Below are 19,402 nucleotides of genomic sequence, written 5' to 3' on the forward strand. Positions count from 1 at the left end.
CGATCATGCCCCCGTGTCGTCAAAAAGCTACCAGCCAAATATCCTGTCAGAACACTGAAGGTGCCTAAGTGAACTGCATTAGGGCGCGAGGCCCGGCTTTTTCGTGTCGTGGCTTGAACGACTTAGAACTTCATACCGACGCCGAAGGTGACGCGGTTGTCGGTGGCCTTGACCTTGCCGATGCCGTCGAAGCTCTTGCTGCCGAAGTCGGTGTAGCGGTACTCGACGCGGCCGAAGACATTGTCGGTCAACTTGATGTCGGTGCCAACACCGGCGGTCCAGCCGAGCATCGTTGCGCGATCGCTGGCCCCAAGGACGGTGTCTTCCACCTTCAGGCTTCTGCCGGCGAGACCGCCGGTGCCATAGAGCAGGATTTCTGGGCTGACCGCGTAGCCGAGACGGGCACGCAGCGAACCTTCAAAGCCGGCCTTGGAGTCGATGCCGTTGTCGTCGCCCTTGACGCCGTTGTAGCCGAGTTCGGCTTCAGCGCCGTAGACGAAGTTCTCCTGCTGCCACTGATAGCCGCCGAAGACACTGCCGACGAAACCCTTGGTATCGGTTTCAACGTCGAAATCCTTTTCCTTGGTCCGGCCGCTGAAGCCATAGCCGACGTTGAGACCGGCGTAGGGGCCGGCCCACGAAGCGACCGGAAGTTCAGCGATCGGCGCAGGTGCCGGCGGCTCTTCCGAAACCACGTCAGCAGCATAGGCGGTTCCGCTGAGGGCGAAGAGGCCGAGCGCAACGGCCAGCGGCCGTGCGAATTTGAGATTGGCTTGCATTGTTCTTTACTCCTTAAGCCACAGGACACAGGCTTGTTTCTCACGATCGCCATCTACCCGTCCGGGGGGTGAAACGGATCTGGCGTTCGTCGGTTCCAAATGTCGTGTCAAAATGCGGCTGAAGCGAACCTGAACTTGGGTCATTCCCCGGCACGAATGAGGCAGAACCTTGACGTTGCATCTTCGCAACAGCGAAATGGCAGGAACCATCCCGTGCTGCGCTGCACACCGCTTGGTGCAAGGACTCCAGCACCCTATATTGCGGTCGGGCGCGCCCGAGTCCAGGGCGGGCCGGGATGTCCAAACGGCCGTTTCGCCACAATGCTGCCCAAGGTGCGAACACCATTTAACGCATGCCGGGCCATATTTCGCCGGCACCGCTTTTTCGGGCCGAAATTGAGGATTGACACCATATGAGCAAAGCCACTGTCACGGCGCTGGTGACGGGCGGGGCCAGGCGGATCGGCAGGGCGATCGTCGAGGATCTCGCCGCGCACGGTTTTGCCGTCGCCATCCATTGCAACCGCTCGCGCATCGAGGCCGATGCGTTGGCTGCCAAAATCATCGCCGGAGGTGGCCGCGCCGCCGTGGTCGCCGCCGACCTGACCGATATGGACGCCGTCGACGATCTCGTCGGCCAGGCGCAAGCAGCGCTCGGACCGATCCCGTTGCTGGTCAACAATGCGTCGCTGTTCGAGGACGATTCGGTTCTGGATTTCGACTGGCGGGCCTGGGACCGGCACTTTGCCGTCCATGTGAAAGCGCCCGCGCTCCTGGCGCAGAATTTCGCCCGGGCGTTGCCGGCAGGGCAGGAGGGCCTGATCGTCAACATGATCGACCAGCGCGTCTGGCGTCCGACGCCGCGCTACTTCTCCTATGCGCTGTCCAAGTCGACGCTGTGGACGGCCACGCAGATGATGGCGCAAGCGCTCGGCCCCAGCATCCGCGTCAATGCCATCGGCCCGGGGCCGACCCTGAAGAACGCGCGTCAGGATGACAGCGATTTTGCAGCCCAAGTCGATGGCTTGGTCCTGAAGCGCGGCCCGGATTTGCCGGAATTCGGCGCCACGATCCGCTATCTCTGGGAAGCGCGCTCGGTCACCGGCCAGATGATCGCGCTTGATGGCGGCCAGCATCTTGCGTGGCAGACGCCCGATGTGACAGGCATGACGGAATGAGTCCCGTAGACCACAAAAGCAAGCCGCGCGGCGGCGCCGACGATCTGCCCCCCGATATCGACGTCGAGGACGAGGCAGTCGAGGAGATCGTTGAAACCGTCGGTCCCGATGTCGCCTTCACCGCCATCGACTGGACGCCGCATGCCGGCGACGCGGAAGGCATGATCGGCGCCGAGGTGATCCAGACGCTGGTCAAGCGGCTGCCCAACGCGCCCGGCGTCTACCGCATGATGAACGCTGCCGGCGATGTGCTCTATGTCGGCAAGGCGCGCAGCCTGAAGAAGCGCGTCACCAACTACGCGCAAGGCCGCTTCCACACCACCCGCATCGGCCGCATGGTGCGCGAAACGTCGACGATGGAGTTCGTCGTCACCCGCACCGAGATCGAAGCGCTGCTGCTCGAAGCCAACCTTATCAAGCGCTTGCGGCCGCGCTTCAACGTCCTGATGCGCGACGACAAGTCGTTTCCCTATATCCTCTTGACCGGCGACCATGTCTCGCCCGGCATCTACAAGCATCGCGGCGCGCGCTCGCGCAAAGGCGATTATTTCGGGCCCTTCGCCTCGGCCGGTGCCGTTGGCCGCACCATCAACTCCCTGCAGCGCGCCTTCCTGCTCAGGAGTTGCACCAACTCGTTCTACGAGAACCGCACGCGGCCATGCCTGCTTTATCAGATCAAGCGCTGCGCCGGCCCCTGCACCGGAGAGGTTTCGCACCAGGACTATGCCGAACTGGTCAATGAGGCGAAGGACTTCTTGTCCGGCCGCAGCCAAAAGGTGAAGACGGAAATCTCGGCCGCCATGCAGCAGGCGTCGGAAGCTCTCGATTTCGAGCGCGCCGCGATCTATCGCGATCGACTTGCGGCCCTGTCGCATGTGCAGAGCCACCAGGGCATCAATCCGGCTACCGTCGACGAAGCCGATGTCTTCGCCATCCATCAGGAAGGCGGCCAGGTCTGCATCCAGGTGTTCTTCTTCCGCACCGGCCAGAACTGGGGCAACCGCGCCTATTTCCCCAAGGCCGATCCGGCGTTGGAAGCAGCCGAGGTGTTGGGTTCGTTCCTGGCGCAGTTCTATGACGACAAGCCGACGCCGCGGAACATTCTTCTGTCGCATGGCGTCGAGGATCAGGAACTATTGGCCGAGGCGCTCTCCACCCGCGCCGGCCGCAAGGTCGCGATCTCCGTGCCGCAGCGTGGCGAGAAGAAGGACCTGACCGACAACGCCCTGCAGAATGCCCGCGAGGCGCTCGGACGCCGGCTGGCTGAAACCTCCACCCAGGGACGCCTGCTTGCGGGTTTCGCCGAGACATTCGGCCTGCCGAAGCCGCCGGTGCGCATCGAGGTCTACGACAATTCGCACATCATGGGCACCAATGCCGTTGGCGCCATGGTCGTCGCCGGGCCGGAAGGTTTTGTGAAGAATCAGTACCGGAAATTCAACATCCGCTCGACCGAGATCACGCCTGGTGACGATTTCGGCATGATGCGCGAGGTGATGGAGCGACGGTTTTCGCGGTTGCTCAAGGAGCATGGCGATGTCCCGGCTGGCGATGCAGTTGATGGTTCGGCAGACGATATGGAGGACGATATCTCCGGCAGCTTCCCGGCCTGGCCCGATGTCATCCTGATTGACGGTGGCCAGGGCCAGATGACCGCGGTGCGCAAGATCCTTTCGGATCTCGGCATCGAGGACCGCGTGGTTGCCATCGGCATCGCCAAGGGCCAGGACCGCGACGCCGGCCGCGAACGGTTCTTCGTCAAAGGCAGGGACTCGTTTTCGCTGCCGGTTCGCGATCCCGTGCTCTATTTCGTCCAGCGGCTGCGCGATGAGGTCCATCGTTTCGCGATCGGTTCGCATCGGGCGCGCCGCAAGAAGGAGATGGTCAAGAGCCCGCTCGACGAGATCAGCGGTATCGGTCCAGGCCGCAAACGCGCCTTGTTGTTGGCCTTCGGCACCGCCAAGGCGGTCAGCCGCGCCGCCATCGAGGATTTGAGGAAAGTCGACGGTATTTCCGAGCAGGTGGCGAAACTGGTCTACAATCATTTCCATGAGAGCTGACAGCAAGGATGCTATTTTCGTCTGGTCAATCGATTCTCGCCTGTTGACCCCCTACATTCGCTTCTGATTTGAGTAGGCAGGCAGAAAGAGTTTCCCAGATATGGCCAAGCGCGCGTTCAACCTGCCCAATATGCTCACCTACGCCCGCATCGTCGCGGTGCCGCTGGTGGTGCTATGCTTTTTTCTCGAAGGACATCTGAAGTCGAGCGACTTTGCCCGCTGGTCGGCGCTGATCATCTTCCTGCTCGCCTCGATCACCGATTATCTGGATGGCTATTTGGCGCGCGCCTGGCAGCAGACCTCCAACATCGGCAAGATGCTCGACCCGATCGCCGACAAGCTGCTGGTCGCCACCTGCCTGCTGCTGCTGGCCGCCGACACCGATCGCCATGCGGGCATTGCCGGCTGGTCGTTGTGGGCCGCGATCATCATCCTGTGCCGCGAAATCCTCGTCTCGGGTCTGCGCGAATATTTGGCGGCGCTGAAAGTTTCGGTGCCGGTGACGCAGCTGGCAAAATGGAAGACCGCCATCCAGATGGTCGCCATAGCGTTCCTCTTGGCCGGACCGGCCGGCGACAAGATTTTTCCGCTGACCACCCAGACCGGGCTGGTGCTGCTGTGGATCGCGGCGCTGGTTACGCTCTATACGGGCTACGACTATTTCCGCGCCGGCCTCAAGCACATCATGGACGAGTGAGATGACGACCCGGCTCATTTATTTTGCCTGGGTGCGCGAACGCATCGGCCTGCCTGAGGAGGATGTCGACCTGCCTGCCGGCATCGAGACGGTCGCCGATCTCCTGCGCTGGCTGAAATCGCGCGGCGAGGGCTACGAGCACGCGCTGCGATATCCCGACGTGATCCGCGTCGCCATCAACCAGGAACATGTCGAGCACCGCGAGAAGATCGCGGGCGCCCGCGAAATCGCGCTGTTCCCGCCGATGACCGGGGGCTGACATGAGCGGCGGGGTCTTACCTGTCGTGCGCATTCAGCGCCAGGATTTTGACGTCGCCGCCGAGATCGCCAGACTGACGCAAGGCCGCGCCGATATCGGCGCCGTGGTGACCTTCTCAGGCCTTTGCCGCGACGAGCAGGGCGCGCTCTCAGCGCTCGAGCTCGAACACTATCCCGGCATGGCCGAAGCGGAAATCGCCCGCATCGCTGCTGAAGCGGTCGAGCGTTGGCCATTGCAGGGGCTCACCGCCATCCACCGCCACGGGAAGATCGCGCCCGGCGAGAACATCGTGCTGGTCGTGGCAGCCTCGGCGCATCGCCATGCGGCGTTCGAGGCGGCGAATTTTCTGATGGACTATTTGAAATCGCGCGCGCCCTTCTGGAAGAAGGAGCATCGGGCTGACGGCTCGGAGGGTGGCTGGGTCGAGGCCAAGGAGGCCGATGCAACGGCCGCGCAACGCTGGTCTCAGTCCGAATAAGATCCGCCGCAGCCATGCATTGACCGCAATCCTTTGGCCAATTGGCAGGATTGGTCAGCCTGGGGCATTGGCAGCCCGGGGCATTGGCAGCCAGGGGTGAGGGAGATGGTCATGCTGGACAGGATCGCGGAGTTCTTCATCTTCGGTTTCGTGCCTCTGGTCGTCGGCATATTGGCCGTTCCGGACCAGTCTGTTGCCGCCGAACAGGCCGTGAGGGGCGAGGTCATCTATCGCGAGCGCATTGCCTTGCCGCCCAGTGCCGTGCTGTCCGTACAACTTGCCGATGTGTCGCTGGCCGATGCGCCTGCCACCATCATCGGCGAGCAGAAAGTGCAGCCGGCCGGCCAGGTGCCGATCAGCTTCGAGATCAAATTCGACCCTTCCGTCATCCGGTCGCAGATGACCTACGCGTTGCAAGCCCGCATCACCGTCGATGACAAGCTGCTGTTCATCTCCGATATGCGCCATCAGGTCGATCCGCTGGCCGACGTGCCGCAGACCATCATGCTGAAGATGGTCACCCCGAGCGCCGAGCCCATGGTTTCGGTCTTCGATCAGCTCTGGCTGGTCGACTATGTCGACGGCATCGGCGCCATTGCTGCCCCGCAAGCGACATTCAGGGTCAGCGAGGCCGGCAAGGCGGGCGGCAGCGGCCCCTGCAACACCTATTTCGCCACTGCCAAACTCGATGGCCAAACGATCGTGATCAGAGACATCGGTTCTACCTACAAGGCCTGTGCGCCCGAGGTGATGGCCGAGGAAAAGGCGCTGTTCGATGCGCTGGCCAAGGCGGCGTCATACCGTGTCGATGCCGGCAAGCTCATCATATCGGACAAGGACGGCCGCGAGATCCTGCGCTTTAGCGCGGCGAGCTGACCCCCCAACGAAGAAGGCCGGCGAAACGCCGGCCTTCTTTTTACGGGATCCAAGGTCTGGACTATCGGCTCAGCCGACGATCTCGGTGTCCGAGAACCAGTACTTGATCTCTTCTGCCGCGGTCTCCGGTGCGTCGGAGCCGTGCACGGAGTTTTCGCCGATCGACAGCGCATGAACCTTGCGGATGGTGCCTTCGGCGGCGTTAGCCGGGTTCGTGGCGCCCATCACTTCGCGGTTCCTGGCAATGGCGTTCTCGCCTTCCAGCACCTGGACGACCGTCGGTGCCGACGACATGAATTCCACCAATTCGCCGAAGAAAGGGCGGTCCTTGTGGACGGCATAGAAGCCTTCCGCTTCGCGGCGGCTCATCCAGACCCGGCGCGAGGCGATGACGCGCAGGCCTGCCTCTTCCAGCATCCTGGTGATGGCGCCGGTGAGATTGCGCCGGGTTGCGTCCGGCTTGATCATGGAAAATGTGCGTTCGAGCGCCATGGGTCGTCCTTGTCTGAGAATGGAATTGAGAGTGGCGGGCTCTATACAAGCCGCCCGGCCCATTGCCAAGGGGTGAGGAACGGTCCGCGCGGCGGACGGAAAGCCAACTGCTTGGCTCTCCGAGTGACGAACGGTGAAAGCCCGGTCCGCCTTCGGGCGGATTGAAAGGTCCAGTGGACCTTTCAAAGGGTTTGAACGCCCGAAGGGCAGGGAGCGAGAGCGAAGGGCCGGACGGCTGCGCGTTTCTGCGGCAAGCCGGCCCCGTTCAGACGGCTGCACAGCAACGCTTTGCTTGCTATAGTCGCGTGTCGGCGCCGCGCTGAGGTCGGGCCGTATGGAGACACCATGACCATGACAGACGATCGTCAGGAACGCATTCGCAACCGCGCACACCAGATTTGGGTGCAGGAGGGCCAGCCGGCTGGCCATCATGAGCGCCATTGGCATCAGGCGGCCACCGATGTCGACCAGGAGGACGCCGCAGGCAAGTCGGCAGCCAAAAAGCCAACCAGGAAGGCAGCTGGCGCAGGCAAGGCAAAGGCCGCCCCCAAGGAGGCAAAGGCTGCCACGAAGGCCGGCAAGCCAAAGAAGGCGGCCAAGTAAGTTACTGCTTTACGGCGTCAAGCCGCGGCGGCGACCTTTCGTCCCAGCCCGCCATGCAGGTCGAGGCAGCGAACGAACCACTGCGCCACCACGTCGCCATCGTCGAGCAGTTGGTAGGGAGAGGCTATGCGCGCCCATTGCAAGGCGCCGAAGACGATATAGTCGCTAAACAGCGGCGACGCGCCGCCGATGAATGGCTGATAGCCGAGCATTGAACGCAGCGGCTCCAGCGCGGCGCGGAATGTCGCCAGCCCGGCGTCGCGCGCGGTGACGACGTCCTCCAGCGTCTTGCCAAAGCGTTGCTCGCGGCTCCGGCGGAAATAAGCGGCGTTCTCCTCGTCCTGCATGGTGTGGAGGTCGATGATCGCGGCGGTGGTCACGTAGGGATGGATGGTCAGTTGCGACCAGCGCTCGACGAAACGAGCCATCGCCTTGCCGCCTTCACCGCCAAACAGCGTCGGCCGGTCCGGATAGGCTTCATCGAGATAGAGGGCGATGGCGAAGGAATCCGCGAGGACCGTCTCGCCGTCGCGGATCACCGGGACGGTTTTCGAAACGCCGCCCTCGACAGCGGGCACCTCGAGAAAGCGCGTCGGCACGGTCGATATGTCGAGCCCCTTGTGGGCGACCGCCATCGCCACCTTCCAGCAATGCGGGCTGAACGGACGTGTGCTGTCGCGTCCGACGAGATCATAGAGCAGAATGGTCATTGGCGGCAGGCCCTTCAAGCGTTAGGTAGGCCCCGCATCGACGCGAGCCGAGGGGAAGCCATGAGACAGCATTTCATGATGTTTGCGGCCTATAATCAATGGGCCAATGGCCGCATCTATGAGGCCGCCGCCGAGCTCGATGATGAGGAATTCAACCGCGATGTCGGTGCCTTCTTCGGCTCGATGATGGGCACGCTCAACCACCTTTTGACTGCCGACCGCATCTGGATGAAGCGCTTCACCGGCGAGGGCGACGCGCCGACGACACTGGATGCCATCCTGCATCGGGGGTTGACCGGCCTGCGGGCGGCGCGTGAAGCCGAGGACAGGAGGATCATCGATTGGGTCGGCGGCCTCAATGACAAGGCGTTGACGGGCCGCTTCACCTACATGACCGTCTCGGATATGCGCACCGTCTCGCAAAGGCTGGCGCCGGCGCTGGACCACGTCTTCAACCACCAGACCCATCATCGCGGCCAGGCGCATACGATCCTGACCATCCTGGGACGGCCAAGCCTGGGGTTGGACCTGATGCTTTTCCAGCGGACCGAGGAGGGCAGGGCTTTCGCCTGATCCGGTGGCGTTTTGCGTAGTCGGTCCGGGGTTGAAGAGCTTGCGCCACTATCGCTGCATTTTGTGCTGCAGCATCGTCTTTACCTCGGGCCACTCGGAATCGATGATGCTGAACCGGACGGAATTGCGCTTCCGACCGTCCGGCATGATCCGCTCGTTGCGAACGATCCCTTCCTGCTTGGCGCCAATTCGCAGGATGGCTGCCCTTGACGCGTCGTTCAGTTCGTCTGTGGTGAATTGCACACGGACACATCCCATGAACTCGAATGCATGGGCCAGGAGAAGATACTTCGCCTCGGTATTGACCCCGGACCGCTGAACCGAACTGCTGAGCCAGCTATGCCCGATCTCCAGCTTTCTATTCGTGCGATCGATCTTCCAAAACCGCGTACTTCCGCAGATCACTCCCGTGCTGCGCATGACGATTGCATAAGGCATGACAGTGCCGGCCCGTCGTCCAGCCAGGGCATTGGCAATATATCCATCGATCGTGTCTGGCCCGGGGACCACGGTGGCCCTCAGGTTCCACAACGCACCATCCGCTGCCGCGCTCAGAAGCCCCGACGAATGTGCCTGCTGAAGTGGCGTGAGCTCAACAATCTTTCCGACCAAGGCGGGCTGTACGGATTGCACGTCCATTTCAGGCAGCCGTCGAAGCTTCGCCCCTGATTTCGCTGTCCAGCTGGCACTGCGTCAGAGCCGCTTCCGCCATCACCCACTGCTTGAACAACTGGACCTTGCGTGCGGCAAGGCCTTTCTGCGGAGAGACAAAATACCAGCCAGCCGTGTTGGGATGGTGGACGGCGAAGGGAGCCACCAGCCTTTCGGCGCGGATGTCGCTGGCCATATAGGCACGGTTGGCCACCGCAAATCCCATCCCGGAATTGGCTGCCTCGTAGGACATCATGCACGAGTCGAAATAGATGCTCTTGGTCTCGCTGAGCACGAAGCTGGCGCCGGCGAAACCAAGCCAGGATTGCCAATTCTGGGTGCAGGTGTCGGAATGCAGCAGGGTGAAGTGCTTGAGGTCGTCCGGTGTCACCTTCGACAGCCGCTTATCGCCGAGGACTTCGTGGAACAGCTTGCGGCTGCACACCGGTGTCAGGTCTTCGCGAAACAGCAGATCGGATTGCAGCCCGTGAAAGTGACCGTCGCCATAACGGATTTCGAGATCGAATTCCGAGGCCGTGAACTCATGCGTCGCGTAGGAGGTCGAGACCCGCATCACGATATCGGGATATTGCTGCTGGAACAGCGGCAGGCGTGGAAATAGCCAGCGTGCGGCAAAGGTCGGCAGCACCGATATTTTTAGCACATGCTCCTGCGATTGCCCGGTCGCTTCCATGCTGGCGGCGACGATTCGCTCCAGCGCCTCGCGAACGCGCGAGACATAGGTCTCACCCTCCGGCGTCAACGAGACCGCATTGCCGCCGCGCTGGAAAATCTTGAAACGAAGCTGATCCTCCAGGCTTTTCACCCGCTGGCTGACCGCTGAAGCGGTAATGAACTGTTCTTCGCCGGCACGCGTGAAATTACCGTGCCTTGCAGCACTTTCCACGATTTTAAGCGAATTGAGGTTGACCTGACTGAGCAGACGCACGGTTTCGACCTTAAGCTTGGCTTACACTAGCACCAGCATTCCTAATTTTACAGGGGTGGGTGAATTAATCGACTGTTTACCAAGTGTTGCCCCCATCCTGGAGAAGTACAATGAACGCCCATACCATTCCCGAACTGCGTTATGCGATGAGCCGCGAAGCCATTATAGGCCATGAAACCGCCTGGAAAGTGTCGAGTTTCGGTGTCGCGCAATATCTGCACGGCTATGACCCGGCACTGCTTGCCGCGATCGAGGAGGCTGCCCTGAAGCTCAAGGCCAGCCATGCCGTGCACAAGCACCTCGATCTGACCTTCATCACCGGGGCCGACCGTTTCATCCCCGAGATCAAGGAATTGCTGCATGACAAGCTGCGCCTGGAGCGGCTGTCCGACATGATGGGCACCAAGCTGGAGCCCTATCCGCTGTCGATCGTCGGCTCGACGGTCACCTTCATGAATCCCAAGGACGGCGCCGTGGAGTGGCATTGCGATGGCGTTCCGGTGACCGAGCTCATTCCATTGTCGATCAGTAATCCGCTGGTCGGCGGCCACCTCGAAATCTACTGCGACGACTCCGAAACCGGCCGCGCCATTCTCGAAGCCGGCCGCGAGATCCCGCGCAACAGTGTCATGCGCATCGATCACAAGATGAACTACGCGACGCTCGGGCAATTCCTGGGCGTCCTGCATCGCACCGCTCCGATCCGGTTCGGCGAGCGCGTCACGCTGGTGCTCAACCAGCGTTCGGTGGCCAAGCCCTATGTCGACGACAACCGTATGTTCTATCTCGCCGCCGACAACGACCACGACCGTGAGTGGGTCAGCGAACTGGCCGAAGATGTCTGGACCAACCAACTGCCGGCCTATCGTCGGTTCGAGGCAGAGCACCCCGTGCCCGCCGCCGTCGATGCGCCGGTTCCGGGCGGCGCCAGGGAATCATGGTAATGAACCATGATCCCGAAAAGTCGGAACCGGTTTTCGGACAGGATCATGGTCGAACAGCAAAATAGAATCCCATGCCGATTGTTTCGGCAGGGATCCGGCTCGATATCCGCGTTGGTCTTCGCTGCCGGTGCGGTGGCGTTGTGGTCCACCAATGCGCTGGTCGGCAAATCCCTGCTGGCCAGCCACCCGGTGTCGCAGGTGCAGTTCCTGCAATTTGCGGGCGCTGCACTGGTCTTTGCCGTCATCCGGCTGATGGGCAGGGAAAGAGCCGCGCTGGTCACGGCCGGGGCCGCGCTCATCTCTCTGGCGGTCGGCTTTATCGGTCTGGTCGGTACCATGGTGCTGCAATACATCGCCTTCGCTTCGATGCCGGTGATCGAGGCCAATGTGGTGGCCTACACCTGGCCGTTGATGGTCGCGGCGGCAGTCATCGCCTTGGAAAATCCGCGGCGTCCGGCACTGTTGGGTCTCGCCGCGGTGGTAGGCTTCATCGGCGTCGCACTGGTGATTTCGGGAGGGCGCAACCAATCCTGGCTCCAGGGCGATCTGGCCGGCTATCTCGCCGCATTCGGGTCGGCGCTGTGCATGGCCTTCTACTCGATCATGGTGGGACGGGTCGCCACCCCAGCGGATCGCCTGTTGCTGCCATCGTCTTTGATCGGCGTCGCTTTGACGTTTCTGTGGTGCGCTCGCGACGGTTTCACCTGGCCCGTCGGCGCGGACCTGGCTCTCGGCCTTTATCTCGGCGCCGGTCCGATGGGCCTGGGCTACTATTTCTGGTCGCGCGCCTTGAAGCTTGAAGGCAGCGGCAGGGTCGCGGTGGTCGCCTATCTCACGCCGATCGCCTCGACCCTGCTTTTGACCTTGTCCGGCGAGCGGCTGACGGTAACGGCCATTGTCGGAGCCATCCTTGTCATCGGCAGTTGTATCGCGGTCGGTGTGGAACGTTCGGAGGCCGAAAACCATGTTTGACGAGAATGAGCGTCTGGCCATCCAGGAAGCGCATTGGCTGATCGACGAATTCGGCGCCGAGGCGCCGCTTTACGCCGCGATGAGGGCCGAAAAGGCGATAGAACAAAAGGATTTCGCGCGTTGCGCCCGCTGGAAGCGTATTCTGGAGATATTGGACGAAAGTCCTGCCGCTAAGTCTGCTGGTTCCAAGTATTAGATTTTCTAATTTGCACAGCGTCGATTTTGCATGAATGCTATTTTTGCCGATTCTTGATTCTTTTATGAGGCTTGGCGGTCCGTTGGGGGACGCGGTTAAAGAGATACATCGACACAAGTCTTCGCTGGGGTGGATGATTTTGTCGCAAATAAGGTGAAAGAATTGTCAAATATCGATGATAAGACCGTTATCGAGCTGACGGCCGATATTGTCTCGGCCTATGTAGGCAACAATCCGCTTCCGGCTGCCGGCCTGCCCGAGCTGATTGCCAGCGTCAGCGCCTCGGTTCGCAAACTCGCCGGTGCGGCTGTCGCGGAAGTCCCAAACCTGGTTCCGGCCGTCAATCCGAAGAAGTCGGTGTTTCCCGACTACATCATCTGCCTTGAGGATGGAAAGAAGTTCAAGTCGCTCAAGCGGCACCTGCGGACCGACTACGGCCTGAGCCCGGACGACTACCGGGCCAAATGGAGCTTGCCGCCGGACTATCCGATGGTAGCGCCAAACTATTCGGCGACGCGATCGGCGCTGGCAAAGTCGACGGGACTTGGCCGCAAACCGGCAGCAGCGCCGGCCGCTGTCGCCAAGGCAACGAAGCGCAAGGCGACTGCCTGAGAGCAGGCAAGCCACTGTTCGGCTGCTTTGACGGCGCCCTAGCGGGCGTCGTTTCGAGGCCTTGTGCGGCCAACTGGCCCGCAAGGCCTTGCGAAGCGTTGATGTCCGGTGCAAAAGCGCGGCCATGCTGATCATCAACGACCTATCGCTCCGCATGGCCGGACGCTTGCTTCTCGACCATGCCTCGCTGACCTTGCCGGCCGGCACCAAGGCCGGCCTTGTCGGCCGCAACGGCACCGGCAAGACGACACTGTTCAAGGCCATCACCGGCGATTTCCCGTCCGAGACAGGATCGATCAGCCTGCCGAAGAGCACCCGCATCGGCCAGGTGGCGCAGGAAGCGCCGGGCACCGAGGATGCGCTGATCGAGATCGTGCTCAAGGCCGATCTCGAACGCACGGCGCTGCTCGAAGAAGAAAAGACGGCGACCGATCCGCACCGCATCGCCGACATCCATATGCGGCTGGCCGATATCGACGCGCACTCAGCCGAATCCCGCGCCGCCACCATTCTCGCCGGCCTCGGCTTCGACGACGCTGCCCAGAGGCGTCCGGCATCGTCCTTCTCCGGCGGCTGGCGCATGCGCGTGGCGCTCGCTGCGGTGCTGTTTGCCGAGCCCGACCTTCTGCTGCTCGACGAGCCGACCAACTATCTCGATCTCGAAGGCACGCTGTGGCTGGAAAACTATGTGTCGAAATACCCGCACACAGTGCTCTTGATCTCGCATGACCGCGACCTGCTCAACCGCGCCGTCAACTCGATCGTCCATCTCGACCAGAAAAAGCTGATCTTCTGGCGCGGCGGCTACGACCAGTTCGAGCGTCAATATACAGAACAGAAGGAATTGCAGGAGAAGGGCCGGGTCAAGCAGGAGGCCGCGCGCAAGCACATGGAATCCTTCGTCGAGCGGTTCCGCGCCAAGGCCTCCAAGGCGAGACAGGCGCAGTCGCGCATCAAGGCGCTGGAGAAGATGAAACCGATCGCGGCCCTCGTGAACGATTCGGTGCGGCCGTTCTCCTTCTCCGAGCCAGTGAAGACGGTGGCCTCGCCGATCGTGGCGCTGAACAACGTCAATGTCGGCTACACCGAGGGTCAGCCGATCCTCAAGAAGATGACGCTGCGCATCGACGCCGACGACCGCATCGCGCTGCTCGGCGCCAACGGCAACGGCAAGTCGACCTTCGCCAAATTGCTGTCCGGCCGGCTGAAGCAGGAGAGTGGCACCATGACGGTGGCGCCCGGGTTGAAGGTGGCGATCTTCGCCCAGCATCAGCTCGATGATCTGCGGCCGGACGAAAACGCCTACGAGCATGTCCGCCGGCTGATGCCGGAGGCCCCGGAATCGAAGGTACGCGGCCGCGTCGCCCAGTTCGGCCTCACGACCGAGAAGATGAACACCGCCGCCAAGGATCTGTCGGGCGGCGAGAAGGCGCGCCTGCTGATGGGGCTGTCGGCCTTCGAGGGTCCAAACCTGTTCATCCTCGACGAACCGACAAACCATCTCGACATCGACAGCCGCGAATCGCTGATCCATGCGCTGAACGAATTTCCCGGCGCCGTCATCCTGATCTCGCATGATCGCCATCTGCTGGAGGCAACCGCCGACCGGCTGTGGCTGGTCAAGGACGGCGCGGTCAACCCGTATGACGGCGACTTGGAAGACTACAAGTCGCTGGTCACCGGCGTCTCCGGCGACCGCCGCGGCAAGCGCGAGGCCGACAAGGCGTCAAAAGCCGACCGCCGCCGCGATGCTGCGGCACGCCGCGCCGCCTTCGAGCCGCTCGCCAAGGAGATCCGCGCCACCGAAGCGCTGATGGACCGCATTCGCAAGCGAATCGACGGCATCGAGGACGAACTGTCCAATCCGGCGGTGTACGAAAAGGATCCCTCGACGGCGACCCGGCTGGCCAAGGAGCGCTCGCAACTGGCCCAGACACTGGCCGGCCACGAGGAAAAATGGCTGACCATGTCGGCCGAGTATGAGGAAGGCACGGCGGAGTGAGCAGCCGGCTATGCAAGCGAATTCATCGTGCCAGCCGCACGATGAATTGCCTGTGAACGCCGGGACGGTGTAGAGTAGCGGCGGATCCGGCAGATGGCTGAAAGGCCTGTGGCACAGATGCACTTGCTGCGGCTATTTTGCTCGACCGGACGACGCTGCCCGGCATCTATTGCCGCCTTTGGCGTTTAGAAGCGGACCGCGGATCACAAACTCTTCCGCGACCATGCACGAGTTCCTGCTTTTTTCAGGCGGCTTTCCGCTCGTCTTTCCATGTCTCGTGCCGCTTTCCCCATGCCGACATAGCGGTGACCGCATCGTTCAGACTCATGCCCAGGGTCGTGACCGAGTATTCCACGCGTGGCGGTACCTCGTCATAGGCGCGCCGGCTGACGAGTCCGTCGGCCTCCATCTGTCGCAATTGTTGCGCGAGCATCTTCTCACTGATTCCAGGCAACCGCCGGTGCAGTTCGGCGAAGCGGTGCGGCCGCAGGTGCAATTCCCACAATAGCGAGGTTTTCCACTTTCCGCCGATTGCCTGCATCGCGGCGGCAAAGCCGCAACTGTCTGGCTCCTTGCTCCTCATGTGACAACTCCTGACATGATTCCAATAGCTTACCTCAAGGTGCGTACTTCTCAACACAGCAAGAATATATATCTTTGGATCAGCGCGCCAAACACAAACCAATCCCTCGTCGAGAGGGCTATCGGAGAAGTCACCATGAAATCCAATGTCTGCGTGCTCGGCGCGGGCCGCATGGGCTCGTCCATCGTTCGAACGTTGCTCGACCGAAATTATCCAACATCCGTGTGGAATCGCACTGCAGCCAAGTGCCAGCCCCTGGCTGCTCTTGGCGCGAGGTTGGCCTCTTCAGTAGAGGACGGAATCCGGTCGGCCGATGTCTTGATCATAAACGTTCTGGATTATGCCGCCAGCGATGCGCTGCTCAAGCAGCGCAATGTCGCTTCGGCGCTGGCCGGCAAAGCCGTCATACAACTCACCTCCGGCTCAGCGCGTTTGGCGCGGGAGGAGGCGCGCTGGATCGAAGCGCATGGCGCCGGCTATCTGGACGGCGCGATCCTGGCGACTCCGGATTTTATTGGCAAACCGGACACCGCATTGCTGTATTCAGGATCCCACGCCGTCTACGAAGCGAACAAGACCCTGCTTTTTGCCCTTGGTGGCGGCACGAGTTATGTCGGCGAGGTGCCTGGCCAAGCCTCCGCGCTTGACACCGCGCTGCTCACCCAGATGTGGGGCGGGCTGTTCGGTGCGCTCCAGGGCATGGCTGTCGCCGAGGCCGAAGGTCTCGATCTGGATACGTTCAGGAGCCATCTGTCCGCATTCAAGCCGGTTGTCGATGCCGCTTTGTTCGATGTGGTTGACCGGACAAAGGCGCGCCTCTTTGCCGGCGACGACGCAACGCTCGCGTCATTGGGCGCCCACTACAGCGCCTTCCGGCATCTTCTCGAAGCATGCCAGGAGCGAGGTCTTGACGCGGCCATGCCGCGCGCAATGGACGGGATTTTTCAGCAGGCGCTCTCGCGCGGGCGCGCGGATGATGATTTTGCATCTCTCTCACCCCTGTTTGGAAATGGCTCGCCCCGTCCGGGCAGGGAGCCCGCGAATGCGTGATGGCAAGACGGAGCGAAGGGCGACCTGCTCGTGTCGCGGCGCGGAACTGGTTCTCGCCGGAGAGCCTCGGCGCGTCTATGCCTGCAGTTGCCTGGAATGCCAGAGATGCACCGGGGCAGCGTTCTCATACCGAGCCATCTATGCCGACTCCGCCATAGTCGCCCAGAAAGGCGAGACGAAATCCTGGCGACGAACCGGTTCGTCGGGGCAATGGCTGGAGCAGACATTTTGTACCACATGCGGATCGATCGTCTTCATGCGTGCAGAAGGCCTGACGGAAGCGCTGTCGGTATCTGTCGGCTGTCTGGAGGACCTGGAATTTCCGGCTCCGGCAATTCTCCATTGGCCCAACAGGAAGCACAAATGGCTCTTCCTGGAAGGCGTGCCCCTGGCGGAAGTCTCCTGAAGCAATGACTGCCCCAGCATTGAGTGACCGATCGGCTTTGCAGTACCCTGCCTTCTTCCAAAGAGGAGAAGGCAGGGGGCTTGCTCGCCGAGGCAAAACCGTGCGCCGCATCTGGCCCTACACGCGGCGTTCTGAACCCGTTAGTCTTGCAGAATGAACCAGCACGCGCACCTCCGCATCGGCCATTCGGCCTGTCCGCATGATTGCCCCTCGACCTGTGCGCTCGAGGTCGAGCTGCTCGACGGCAATCGCATCGGTCGCGTCCATGGCGCCAAGTCCAACAGCTACACGGCCGGGGTCGTCTGCGCCAAGGTCGCGCGTTATGCCGACCGCGTCCACCACCCCGACCGTTTGCTGAAGCCGCTGATCCGCGCCGGCGCCAAGGGCGACGGCGCCTGGAAGGAAGCAAGCTGGGAGGCGGCGCTCGACCTCGTCGCCGAAAAATTCATCGCGGCCGAGGAGAAATACGGCTCGGAGACGGTCTGGCCCTATTATTATGCCGGCACGATGGGACTGGTGCAGCGTGACGGCATCGACCGGCTGCGCCACGCCAAGAAATATTCGGGCTTCTTTGGTTCGATCTGCACCAATCTCGCCTGGACCGGCTGGATGATGGGCGCCGGCGCCTTGCGCGGGCCGGACCCGCGCGAGATGGCGAAATCCGACTGCGTGGTGATCTGGGGCACCAATGCGGTGGTGACGCAGGTCAACGTCATGACCCACGCCATCAAGGCGCGCAAGGAGCGCGGCGCGAAGATCGTCGTCATCGACGTCTATGAGAATGCGACGATGAAGCAGGCCGATCTCGGCCTGGTGCTGAAGCCGGGCACCGATGGCGCGCTGGCCTGCGCGGTCATGCATGTCCTGTTCAGGGAAGGCATGGCCGATCGCGCCTATCTCTCGAAATACACCGACGACCCGAAGGGGCTGGAAGCGCATCTCGAGACGCGCACGCCGGAATGGGCGGCCGGGATCACCGGCTTGACGGTCGCCGAGATCGAGGCCTTCGCCCGCCTCGTCGGCACGACGAAAAAGACCTATTTCCGCCTCGGCTACGGCTTCGCGCGCCAGCGCAATGGCGCCGTCAACATGCATGCAGCGTCCTGCATCGCGGCTGTCACCGGCAGCTGGCAATATGAGGGCGGCGGCGCCTTCCATTCCAATTCCGGCATCTTCAAGCTCAACCAGGATGTGCTGGAAGGCACGAAGATGCGCGATCCTTCGATCCGCCATCTCGACCATTCGCGCATCGGCCCGGTGCTGATGGGAGCCAGCGACGCGCTCTATGGCGGCCCGCCGGTGACGGCGATGCTGATCCAGAACACCAACCCGGTGAATGTTGCACCGGAGCAGCGGCTGGTGACGCAGGGTTTTATGCGCGACGACCTGTTCACTTGCGTGCATGAGCAGTTCATGACCGACACGGCCAAGCTTGCCGATGTCGTGCTGCCGGCGACGATGTTCCTCGAGCACGACGACGTCTACAAGGGCGGCGGCAACCAGCACATCACGCTTGGCCCCAAGCTGATCGAGCCGCCGGAAGGGCCGCGCACCAACCATTTCGTCATCGAGCAATTGGCTGATCGCCTCGGCGTCGCCGATCGCCCGGGCTTCGGCCTGACCGAGCAGCAGCATATCGACATCATCCTGGGCAAGCGCGGGCTGGGCAGCTTCGACAGCTTGAAGGAAGAAAAGTGGGTCGACCTGCAGCCGGATTTCGACACCGCGCATTTCATCAGGGGATTTGGCCATGCGGATGGAAAATTCCGCTTCCGTGCCGACTGGACCGGACAGGCCGCGCCCAACCGGCCGCCCAAAAGCATGGGCCTGTTCGGCCCGGTGGCGCGGCTGCCGGAATTCCCCGACCATGTCGACCTGATCGAGGTCGCCGACGAAACCCACCCGTTCCGGCTGACGACATCGCCAGCGCGCAATTTTCTCAACTCGACCTTTTCGGAAACGCCGGTGTCGAAGGCCAGGGAGGGCCGCCCGGAACTGCTTCTGCATCCCGACGATGCCGCAGCCCTTGGGTTGGCCGACGGCGATCGCGTCGAAGTCGGCAACACGCGCGGCGAAGTCGTGCTGCATGCGAAGCTGTTCGACGGCATCAAGCGCGGCGTGGTGATCGCCGAAGGCATCTGGCCAAACAGCGCCCATGAGCGCGGCGAGGGCATCAACGTGCTGACCGGCGCCGATGCGCCGGCGCCCTATGGCGGTGCTGCCTTCCATGACAACAAGGTCTGGCTGCGCGCGGCGGGGTGAGGGCGGCATAGCCGGTCAGGGATTTCCTGGTCGTGCATCTGGCGATGCGGCAACAATAGCAAGTATTGGC

At 62.2% G+C, this 19,402-nt stretch carries 22 protein-coding genes; 16 read left to right on the top strand and 6 right to left on the bottom strand.

Features of this window, described 5'->3' with window-relative positions:
• Nucleotides 1-122: 122 nt before the first annotated feature.
• Nucleotides 123-779, bottom strand: coding sequence for an outer membrane protein (locus NKH95_RS31085; protein WP_023812630.1), 657 nt, complete (start codon nucleotides 777-779; stop codon nucleotides 123-125).
• A 413-nt stretch (nucleotides 780-1,192) separates the two neighbouring features.
• Here NKH95_RS31085 and NKH95_RS31090 point away from each other — a divergent pair, with 413 nt between their 5' ends.
• From NKH95_RS31090 to NKH95_RS31115, 6 genes are all read left to right on the top strand, one after another.
• Nucleotides 1,193-1,957, top strand: a complete 765-nt coding sequence (locus NKH95_RS31090; protein ID WP_352442191.1) for an SDR family oxidoreductase — start codon at nucleotides 1,193-1,195, stop codon at nucleotides 1,955-1,957.
• Nucleotides 1,954-4,017 (top strand): excinuclease ABC subunit UvrC, encoded by a 2,064-nt coding sequence (gene uvrC / locus NKH95_RS31095; protein WP_023812628.1) that lies wholly within the window; start codon nucleotides 1,954-1,956, stop codon nucleotides 4,015-4,017. The genes NKH95_RS31090 and uvrC overlap by 4 nt, the downstream gene beginning before the upstream one ends.
• Before the next feature lie 100 nt (nucleotides 4,018-4,117).
• Entirely contained in the window at nucleotides 4,118-4,714 is a 597-nt protein-coding gene (gene pgsA, locus NKH95_RS31100; protein ID WP_023673449.1) for a CDP-diacylglycerol--glycerol-3-phosphate 3-phosphatidyltransferase, read from the top strand.
• Nucleotide 4,715: 1 nt separating this feature from the next.
• Nucleotides 4,716-4,973: a molybdopterin converting factor subunit 1 gene (gene moaD, locus NKH95_RS31105; protein WP_023812627.1), complete on the top strand. Its 258-nt coding sequence runs from the start codon at nucleotides 4,716-4,718 to the stop codon at nucleotides 4,971-4,973.
• Between the two features lies 1 nt (nucleotide 4,974).
• Entirely contained in the window at nucleotides 4,975-5,451 is a 477-nt protein-coding gene (locus NKH95_RS31110; protein WP_023812626.1) for a molybdenum cofactor biosynthesis protein MoaE, read from the top strand.
• A 111-nt stretch (nucleotides 5,452-5,562) separates the two neighbouring features.
• Nucleotides 5,563-6,327 carry a YbaY family lipoprotein gene (locus NKH95_RS31115; RefSeq protein WP_023812625.1) on the top strand — a complete coding sequence of 255 codons (765 nt, stop codon included), beginning with the start codon at nucleotides 5,563-5,565 and terminating at the stop codon, nucleotides 6,325-6,327.
• A gap of 69 nt (nucleotides 6,328-6,396) precedes the next feature.
• Here the strand turns inward: NKH95_RS31115 and ndk are convergent, their stop codons facing one another.
• Nucleotides 6,397-6,819, bottom strand: coding sequence for a nucleoside-diphosphate kinase (gene ndk, locus NKH95_RS31120; RefSeq protein ID WP_013532476.1), 423 nt, complete (start codon nucleotides 6,817-6,819; stop codon nucleotides 6,397-6,399).
• Nucleotides 6,820-7,164: 345 nt separating this feature from the next.
• Between ndk and NKH95_RS31125 the strand changes: the two genes are divergently transcribed.
• Nucleotides 7,165-7,422 carry a DUF2934 domain-containing protein gene (locus NKH95_RS31125; RefSeq protein WP_023812624.1) on the top strand — a complete coding sequence of 86 codons (258 nt, stop codon included), beginning with the start codon at nucleotides 7,165-7,167 and terminating at the stop codon, nucleotides 7,420-7,422.
• Nucleotides 7,423-7,439: 17 nt separating this feature from the next.
• Here the strand turns inward: NKH95_RS31125 and NKH95_RS31130 are convergent, their stop codons facing one another.
• Complete coding sequence (locus tag NKH95_RS31130) at nucleotides 7,440-8,132, bottom strand: glutathione S-transferase family protein (RefSeq protein WP_128305352.1); 693 nt, start codon at nucleotides 8,130-8,132, stop codon at nucleotides 7,440-7,442.
• 60 nt (nucleotides 8,133-8,192) lie between these two features.
• Between NKH95_RS31130 and NKH95_RS31135 the strand changes: the two genes are divergently transcribed.
• Complete coding sequence (locus NKH95_RS31135) at nucleotides 8,193-8,705, top strand: DinB family protein (protein ID WP_023812622.1); 513 nt, start codon at nucleotides 8,193-8,195, stop codon at nucleotides 8,703-8,705.
• A gap of 48 nt (nucleotides 8,706-8,753) precedes the next feature.
• Here NKH95_RS31135 and NKH95_RS31140 read toward each other — a convergent pair whose 3' ends face one another.
• On the bottom strand, nucleotides 8,754-9,344 hold the full coding sequence (locus NKH95_RS31140) for a GNAT family N-acetyltransferase (protein ID WP_206535255.1): 591 nt from the start codon (nucleotides 9,342-9,344) through the stop codon (nucleotides 8,754-8,756).
• 1 nt (nucleotide 9,345) lies between these two features.
• On the bottom strand, nucleotides 9,346-10,305 hold the full coding sequence (locus NKH95_RS31145) for a LysR substrate-binding domain-containing protein (protein WP_023812620.1): 960 nt from the start codon (nucleotides 10,303-10,305) through the stop codon (nucleotides 9,346-9,348).
• 110 nt (nucleotides 10,306-10,415) lie between these two features.
• Between NKH95_RS31145 and NKH95_RS31150 the strand changes: the two genes are divergently transcribed.
• The 5 genes from NKH95_RS31150 to NKH95_RS31170 all read left to right on the top strand — a co-directional run bounded on the left by NKH95_RS31150 (nucleotide 10,416) and on the right by NKH95_RS31170 (nucleotide 15,031).
• Nucleotides 10,416-11,249, top strand: a complete 834-nt coding sequence (locus tag NKH95_RS31150; RefSeq protein WP_023812619.1) for a hypothetical protein — start codon at nucleotides 10,416-10,418, stop codon at nucleotides 11,247-11,249.
• Between the two features lie 45 nt (nucleotides 11,250-11,294).
• Nucleotides 11,295-12,221, top strand: coding sequence for a DMT family transporter (locus NKH95_RS31155; protein WP_352894271.1), 927 nt, complete (start codon nucleotides 11,295-11,297; stop codon nucleotides 12,219-12,221).
• Complete coding sequence (locus NKH95_RS31160; RefSeq protein ID WP_024504288.1) at nucleotides 12,214-12,417, top strand: hypothetical protein; 204 nt, start codon at nucleotides 12,214-12,216, stop codon at nucleotides 12,415-12,417. The genes NKH95_RS31155 and NKH95_RS31160 overlap by 8 nt, the downstream gene beginning before the upstream one ends.
• A gap of 162 nt (nucleotides 12,418-12,579) precedes the next feature.
• Nucleotides 12,580-13,029 (top strand): Ros/MucR family transcriptional regulator, encoded by a 450-nt coding sequence (locus tag NKH95_RS31165; RefSeq protein ID WP_127289180.1) that lies wholly within the window; start codon nucleotides 12,580-12,582, stop codon nucleotides 13,027-13,029.
• Nucleotides 13,030-13,153: 124 nt separating this feature from the next.
• A complete protein-coding gene (locus tag NKH95_RS31170; RefSeq protein WP_352894275.1) occupies nucleotides 13,154-15,031 on the top strand; it encodes an ABC-F family ATP-binding cassette domain-containing protein in 1,878 nt (625 codons plus the stop codon).
• 244 nt (nucleotides 15,032-15,275) lie between these two features.
• On the opposite strand, the gene NKH95_RS31175 is transcribed toward NKH95_RS31170, so the two are convergent.
• Nucleotides 15,276-15,614 (bottom strand): winged helix-turn-helix transcriptional regulator, encoded by a 339-nt coding sequence (locus tag NKH95_RS31175; RefSeq protein ID WP_023812614.1) that lies wholly within the window; start codon nucleotides 15,612-15,614, stop codon nucleotides 15,276-15,278.
• 135 nt (nucleotides 15,615-15,749) lie between these two features.
• Here NKH95_RS31175 and NKH95_RS31180 point away from each other — a divergent pair, with 135 nt between their 5' ends.
• From NKH95_RS31180 to NKH95_RS31190, 3 genes are all read left to right on the top strand, one after another.
• The gene (locus NKH95_RS31180; protein WP_352894278.1) at nucleotides 15,750-16,664 is read left to right on the top strand and encodes an NAD(P)-dependent oxidoreductase; all 915 of its coding nucleotides are present in this window, start codon (nucleotides 15,750-15,752) and stop codon (nucleotides 16,662-16,664) included.
• Nucleotides 16,657-17,070 (top strand): GFA family protein, encoded by a 414-nt coding sequence (locus tag NKH95_RS31185; protein WP_352676657.1) that lies wholly within the window; start codon nucleotides 16,657-16,659, stop codon nucleotides 17,068-17,070. The genes NKH95_RS31180 and NKH95_RS31185 overlap by 8 nt, the downstream gene beginning before the upstream one ends.
• 153 nt (nucleotides 17,071-17,223) lie before the next feature.
• Nucleotides 17,224-19,332, top strand: a complete 2,109-nt coding sequence (locus NKH95_RS31190; RefSeq protein WP_352894281.1) for a molybdopterin-containing oxidoreductase family protein — start codon at nucleotides 17,224-17,226, stop codon at nucleotides 19,330-19,332.
• Nucleotides 19,333-19,402: the final 70 nt, after the last annotated feature.

Origin of the sequence: Mesorhizobium sp. M0848 (genome assembly GCF_040319805.1) — a bacterium.
Classification (GTDB): domain Bacteria; phylum Pseudomonadota; class Alphaproteobacteria; order Rhizobiales; family Rhizobiaceae; genus Mesorhizobium.

What these genes read in the sequence shown, in the direction of transcription:
- NKH95_RS31125 (WP_023812624.1), top strand. Translation starts at nt 7,165, where the DNA reads ATGACCATGACAGACGATCGTCAGGAACGCATTCGCAACCGCGCACAC.
- NKH95_RS31185 (WP_352676657.1), top strand. Translation starts at nt 16,657, where the DNA reads ATGCGTGATGGCAAGACGGAGCGAAGGGCGACCTGCTCGTGTCGCGGC.
- NKH95_RS31190 (WP_352894281.1), top strand. Translation starts at nt 17,224, where the DNA reads ATGAACCAGCACGCGCACCTCCGCATCGGCCATTCGGCCTGTCCGCAT.
- NKH95_RS31180 (WP_352894278.1), top strand. Translation starts at nt 15,750, where the DNA reads ATGAAATCCAATGTCTGCGTGCTCGGCGCGGGCCGCATGGGCTCGTCC.
- NKH95_RS31130 (WP_128305352.1), bottom strand. Translation starts at nt 8,132, where the DNA reads ATGACCATTCTGCTCTATGATCTCGTCGGACGCGACAGCACACGTCCG.
- NKH95_RS31135 (WP_023812622.1), top strand. Translation starts at nt 8,193, where the DNA reads ATGAGACAGCATTTCATGATGTTTGCGGCCTATAATCAATGGGCCAAT.
- pgsA (WP_023673449.1), top strand. Translation starts at nt 4,118, where the DNA reads ATGGCCAAGCGCGCGTTCAACCTGCCCAATATGCTCACCTACGCCCGC.
- NKH95_RS31155 (WP_352894271.1), top strand. Translation starts at nt 11,295, where the DNA reads ATGGTCGAACAGCAAAATAGAATCCCATGCCGATTGTTTCGGCAGGGA.
- NKH95_RS31090 (WP_352442191.1), top strand. Translation starts at nt 1,193, where the DNA reads ATGAGCAAAGCCACTGTCACGGCGCTGGTGACGGGCGGGGCCAGGCGG.
- NKH95_RS31140 (WP_206535255.1), bottom strand. Translation starts at nt 9,344, where the DNA reads ATGGACGTGCAATCCGTACAGCCCGCCTTGGTCGGAAAGATTGTTGAG.
- NKH95_RS31115 (WP_023812625.1), top strand. Translation starts at nt 5,563, where the DNA reads ATGCTGGACAGGATCGCGGAGTTCTTCATCTTCGGTTTCGTGCCTCTG.
- NKH95_RS31160 (WP_024504288.1), top strand. Translation starts at nt 12,214, where the DNA reads ATGTTTGACGAGAATGAGCGTCTGGCCATCCAGGAAGCGCATTGGCTG.
- NKH95_RS31170 (WP_352894275.1), top strand. Translation starts at nt 13,154, where the DNA reads ATGCTGATCATCAACGACCTATCGCTCCGCATGGCCGGACGCTTGCTT.
- NKH95_RS31110 (WP_023812626.1), top strand. Translation starts at nt 4,975, where the DNA reads ATGAGCGGCGGGGTCTTACCTGTCGTGCGCATTCAGCGCCAGGATTTT.
- moaD (WP_023812627.1), top strand. Translation starts at nt 4,716, where the DNA reads ATGACGACCCGGCTCATTTATTTTGCCTGGGTGCGCGAACGCATCGGC.
- ndk (WP_013532476.1), bottom strand. Translation starts at nt 6,819, where the DNA reads ATGGCGCTCGAACGCACATTTTCCATGATCAAGCCGGACGCAACCCGG.
- NKH95_RS31175 (WP_023812614.1), bottom strand. Translation starts at nt 15,614, where the DNA reads ATGAGGAGCAAGGAGCCAGACAGTTGCGGCTTTGCCGCCGCGATGCAG.
- NKH95_RS31085 (WP_023812630.1), bottom strand. Translation starts at nt 779, where the DNA reads ATGCAAGCCAATCTCAAATTCGCACGGCCGCTGGCCGTTGCGCTCGGC.
- NKH95_RS31150 (WP_023812619.1), top strand. Translation starts at nt 10,416, where the DNA reads ATGAACGCCCATACCATTCCCGAACTGCGTTATGCGATGAGCCGCGAA.
- uvrC (WP_023812628.1), top strand. Translation starts at nt 1,954, where the DNA reads ATGAGTCCCGTAGACCACAAAAGCAAGCCGCGCGGCGGCGCCGACGAT.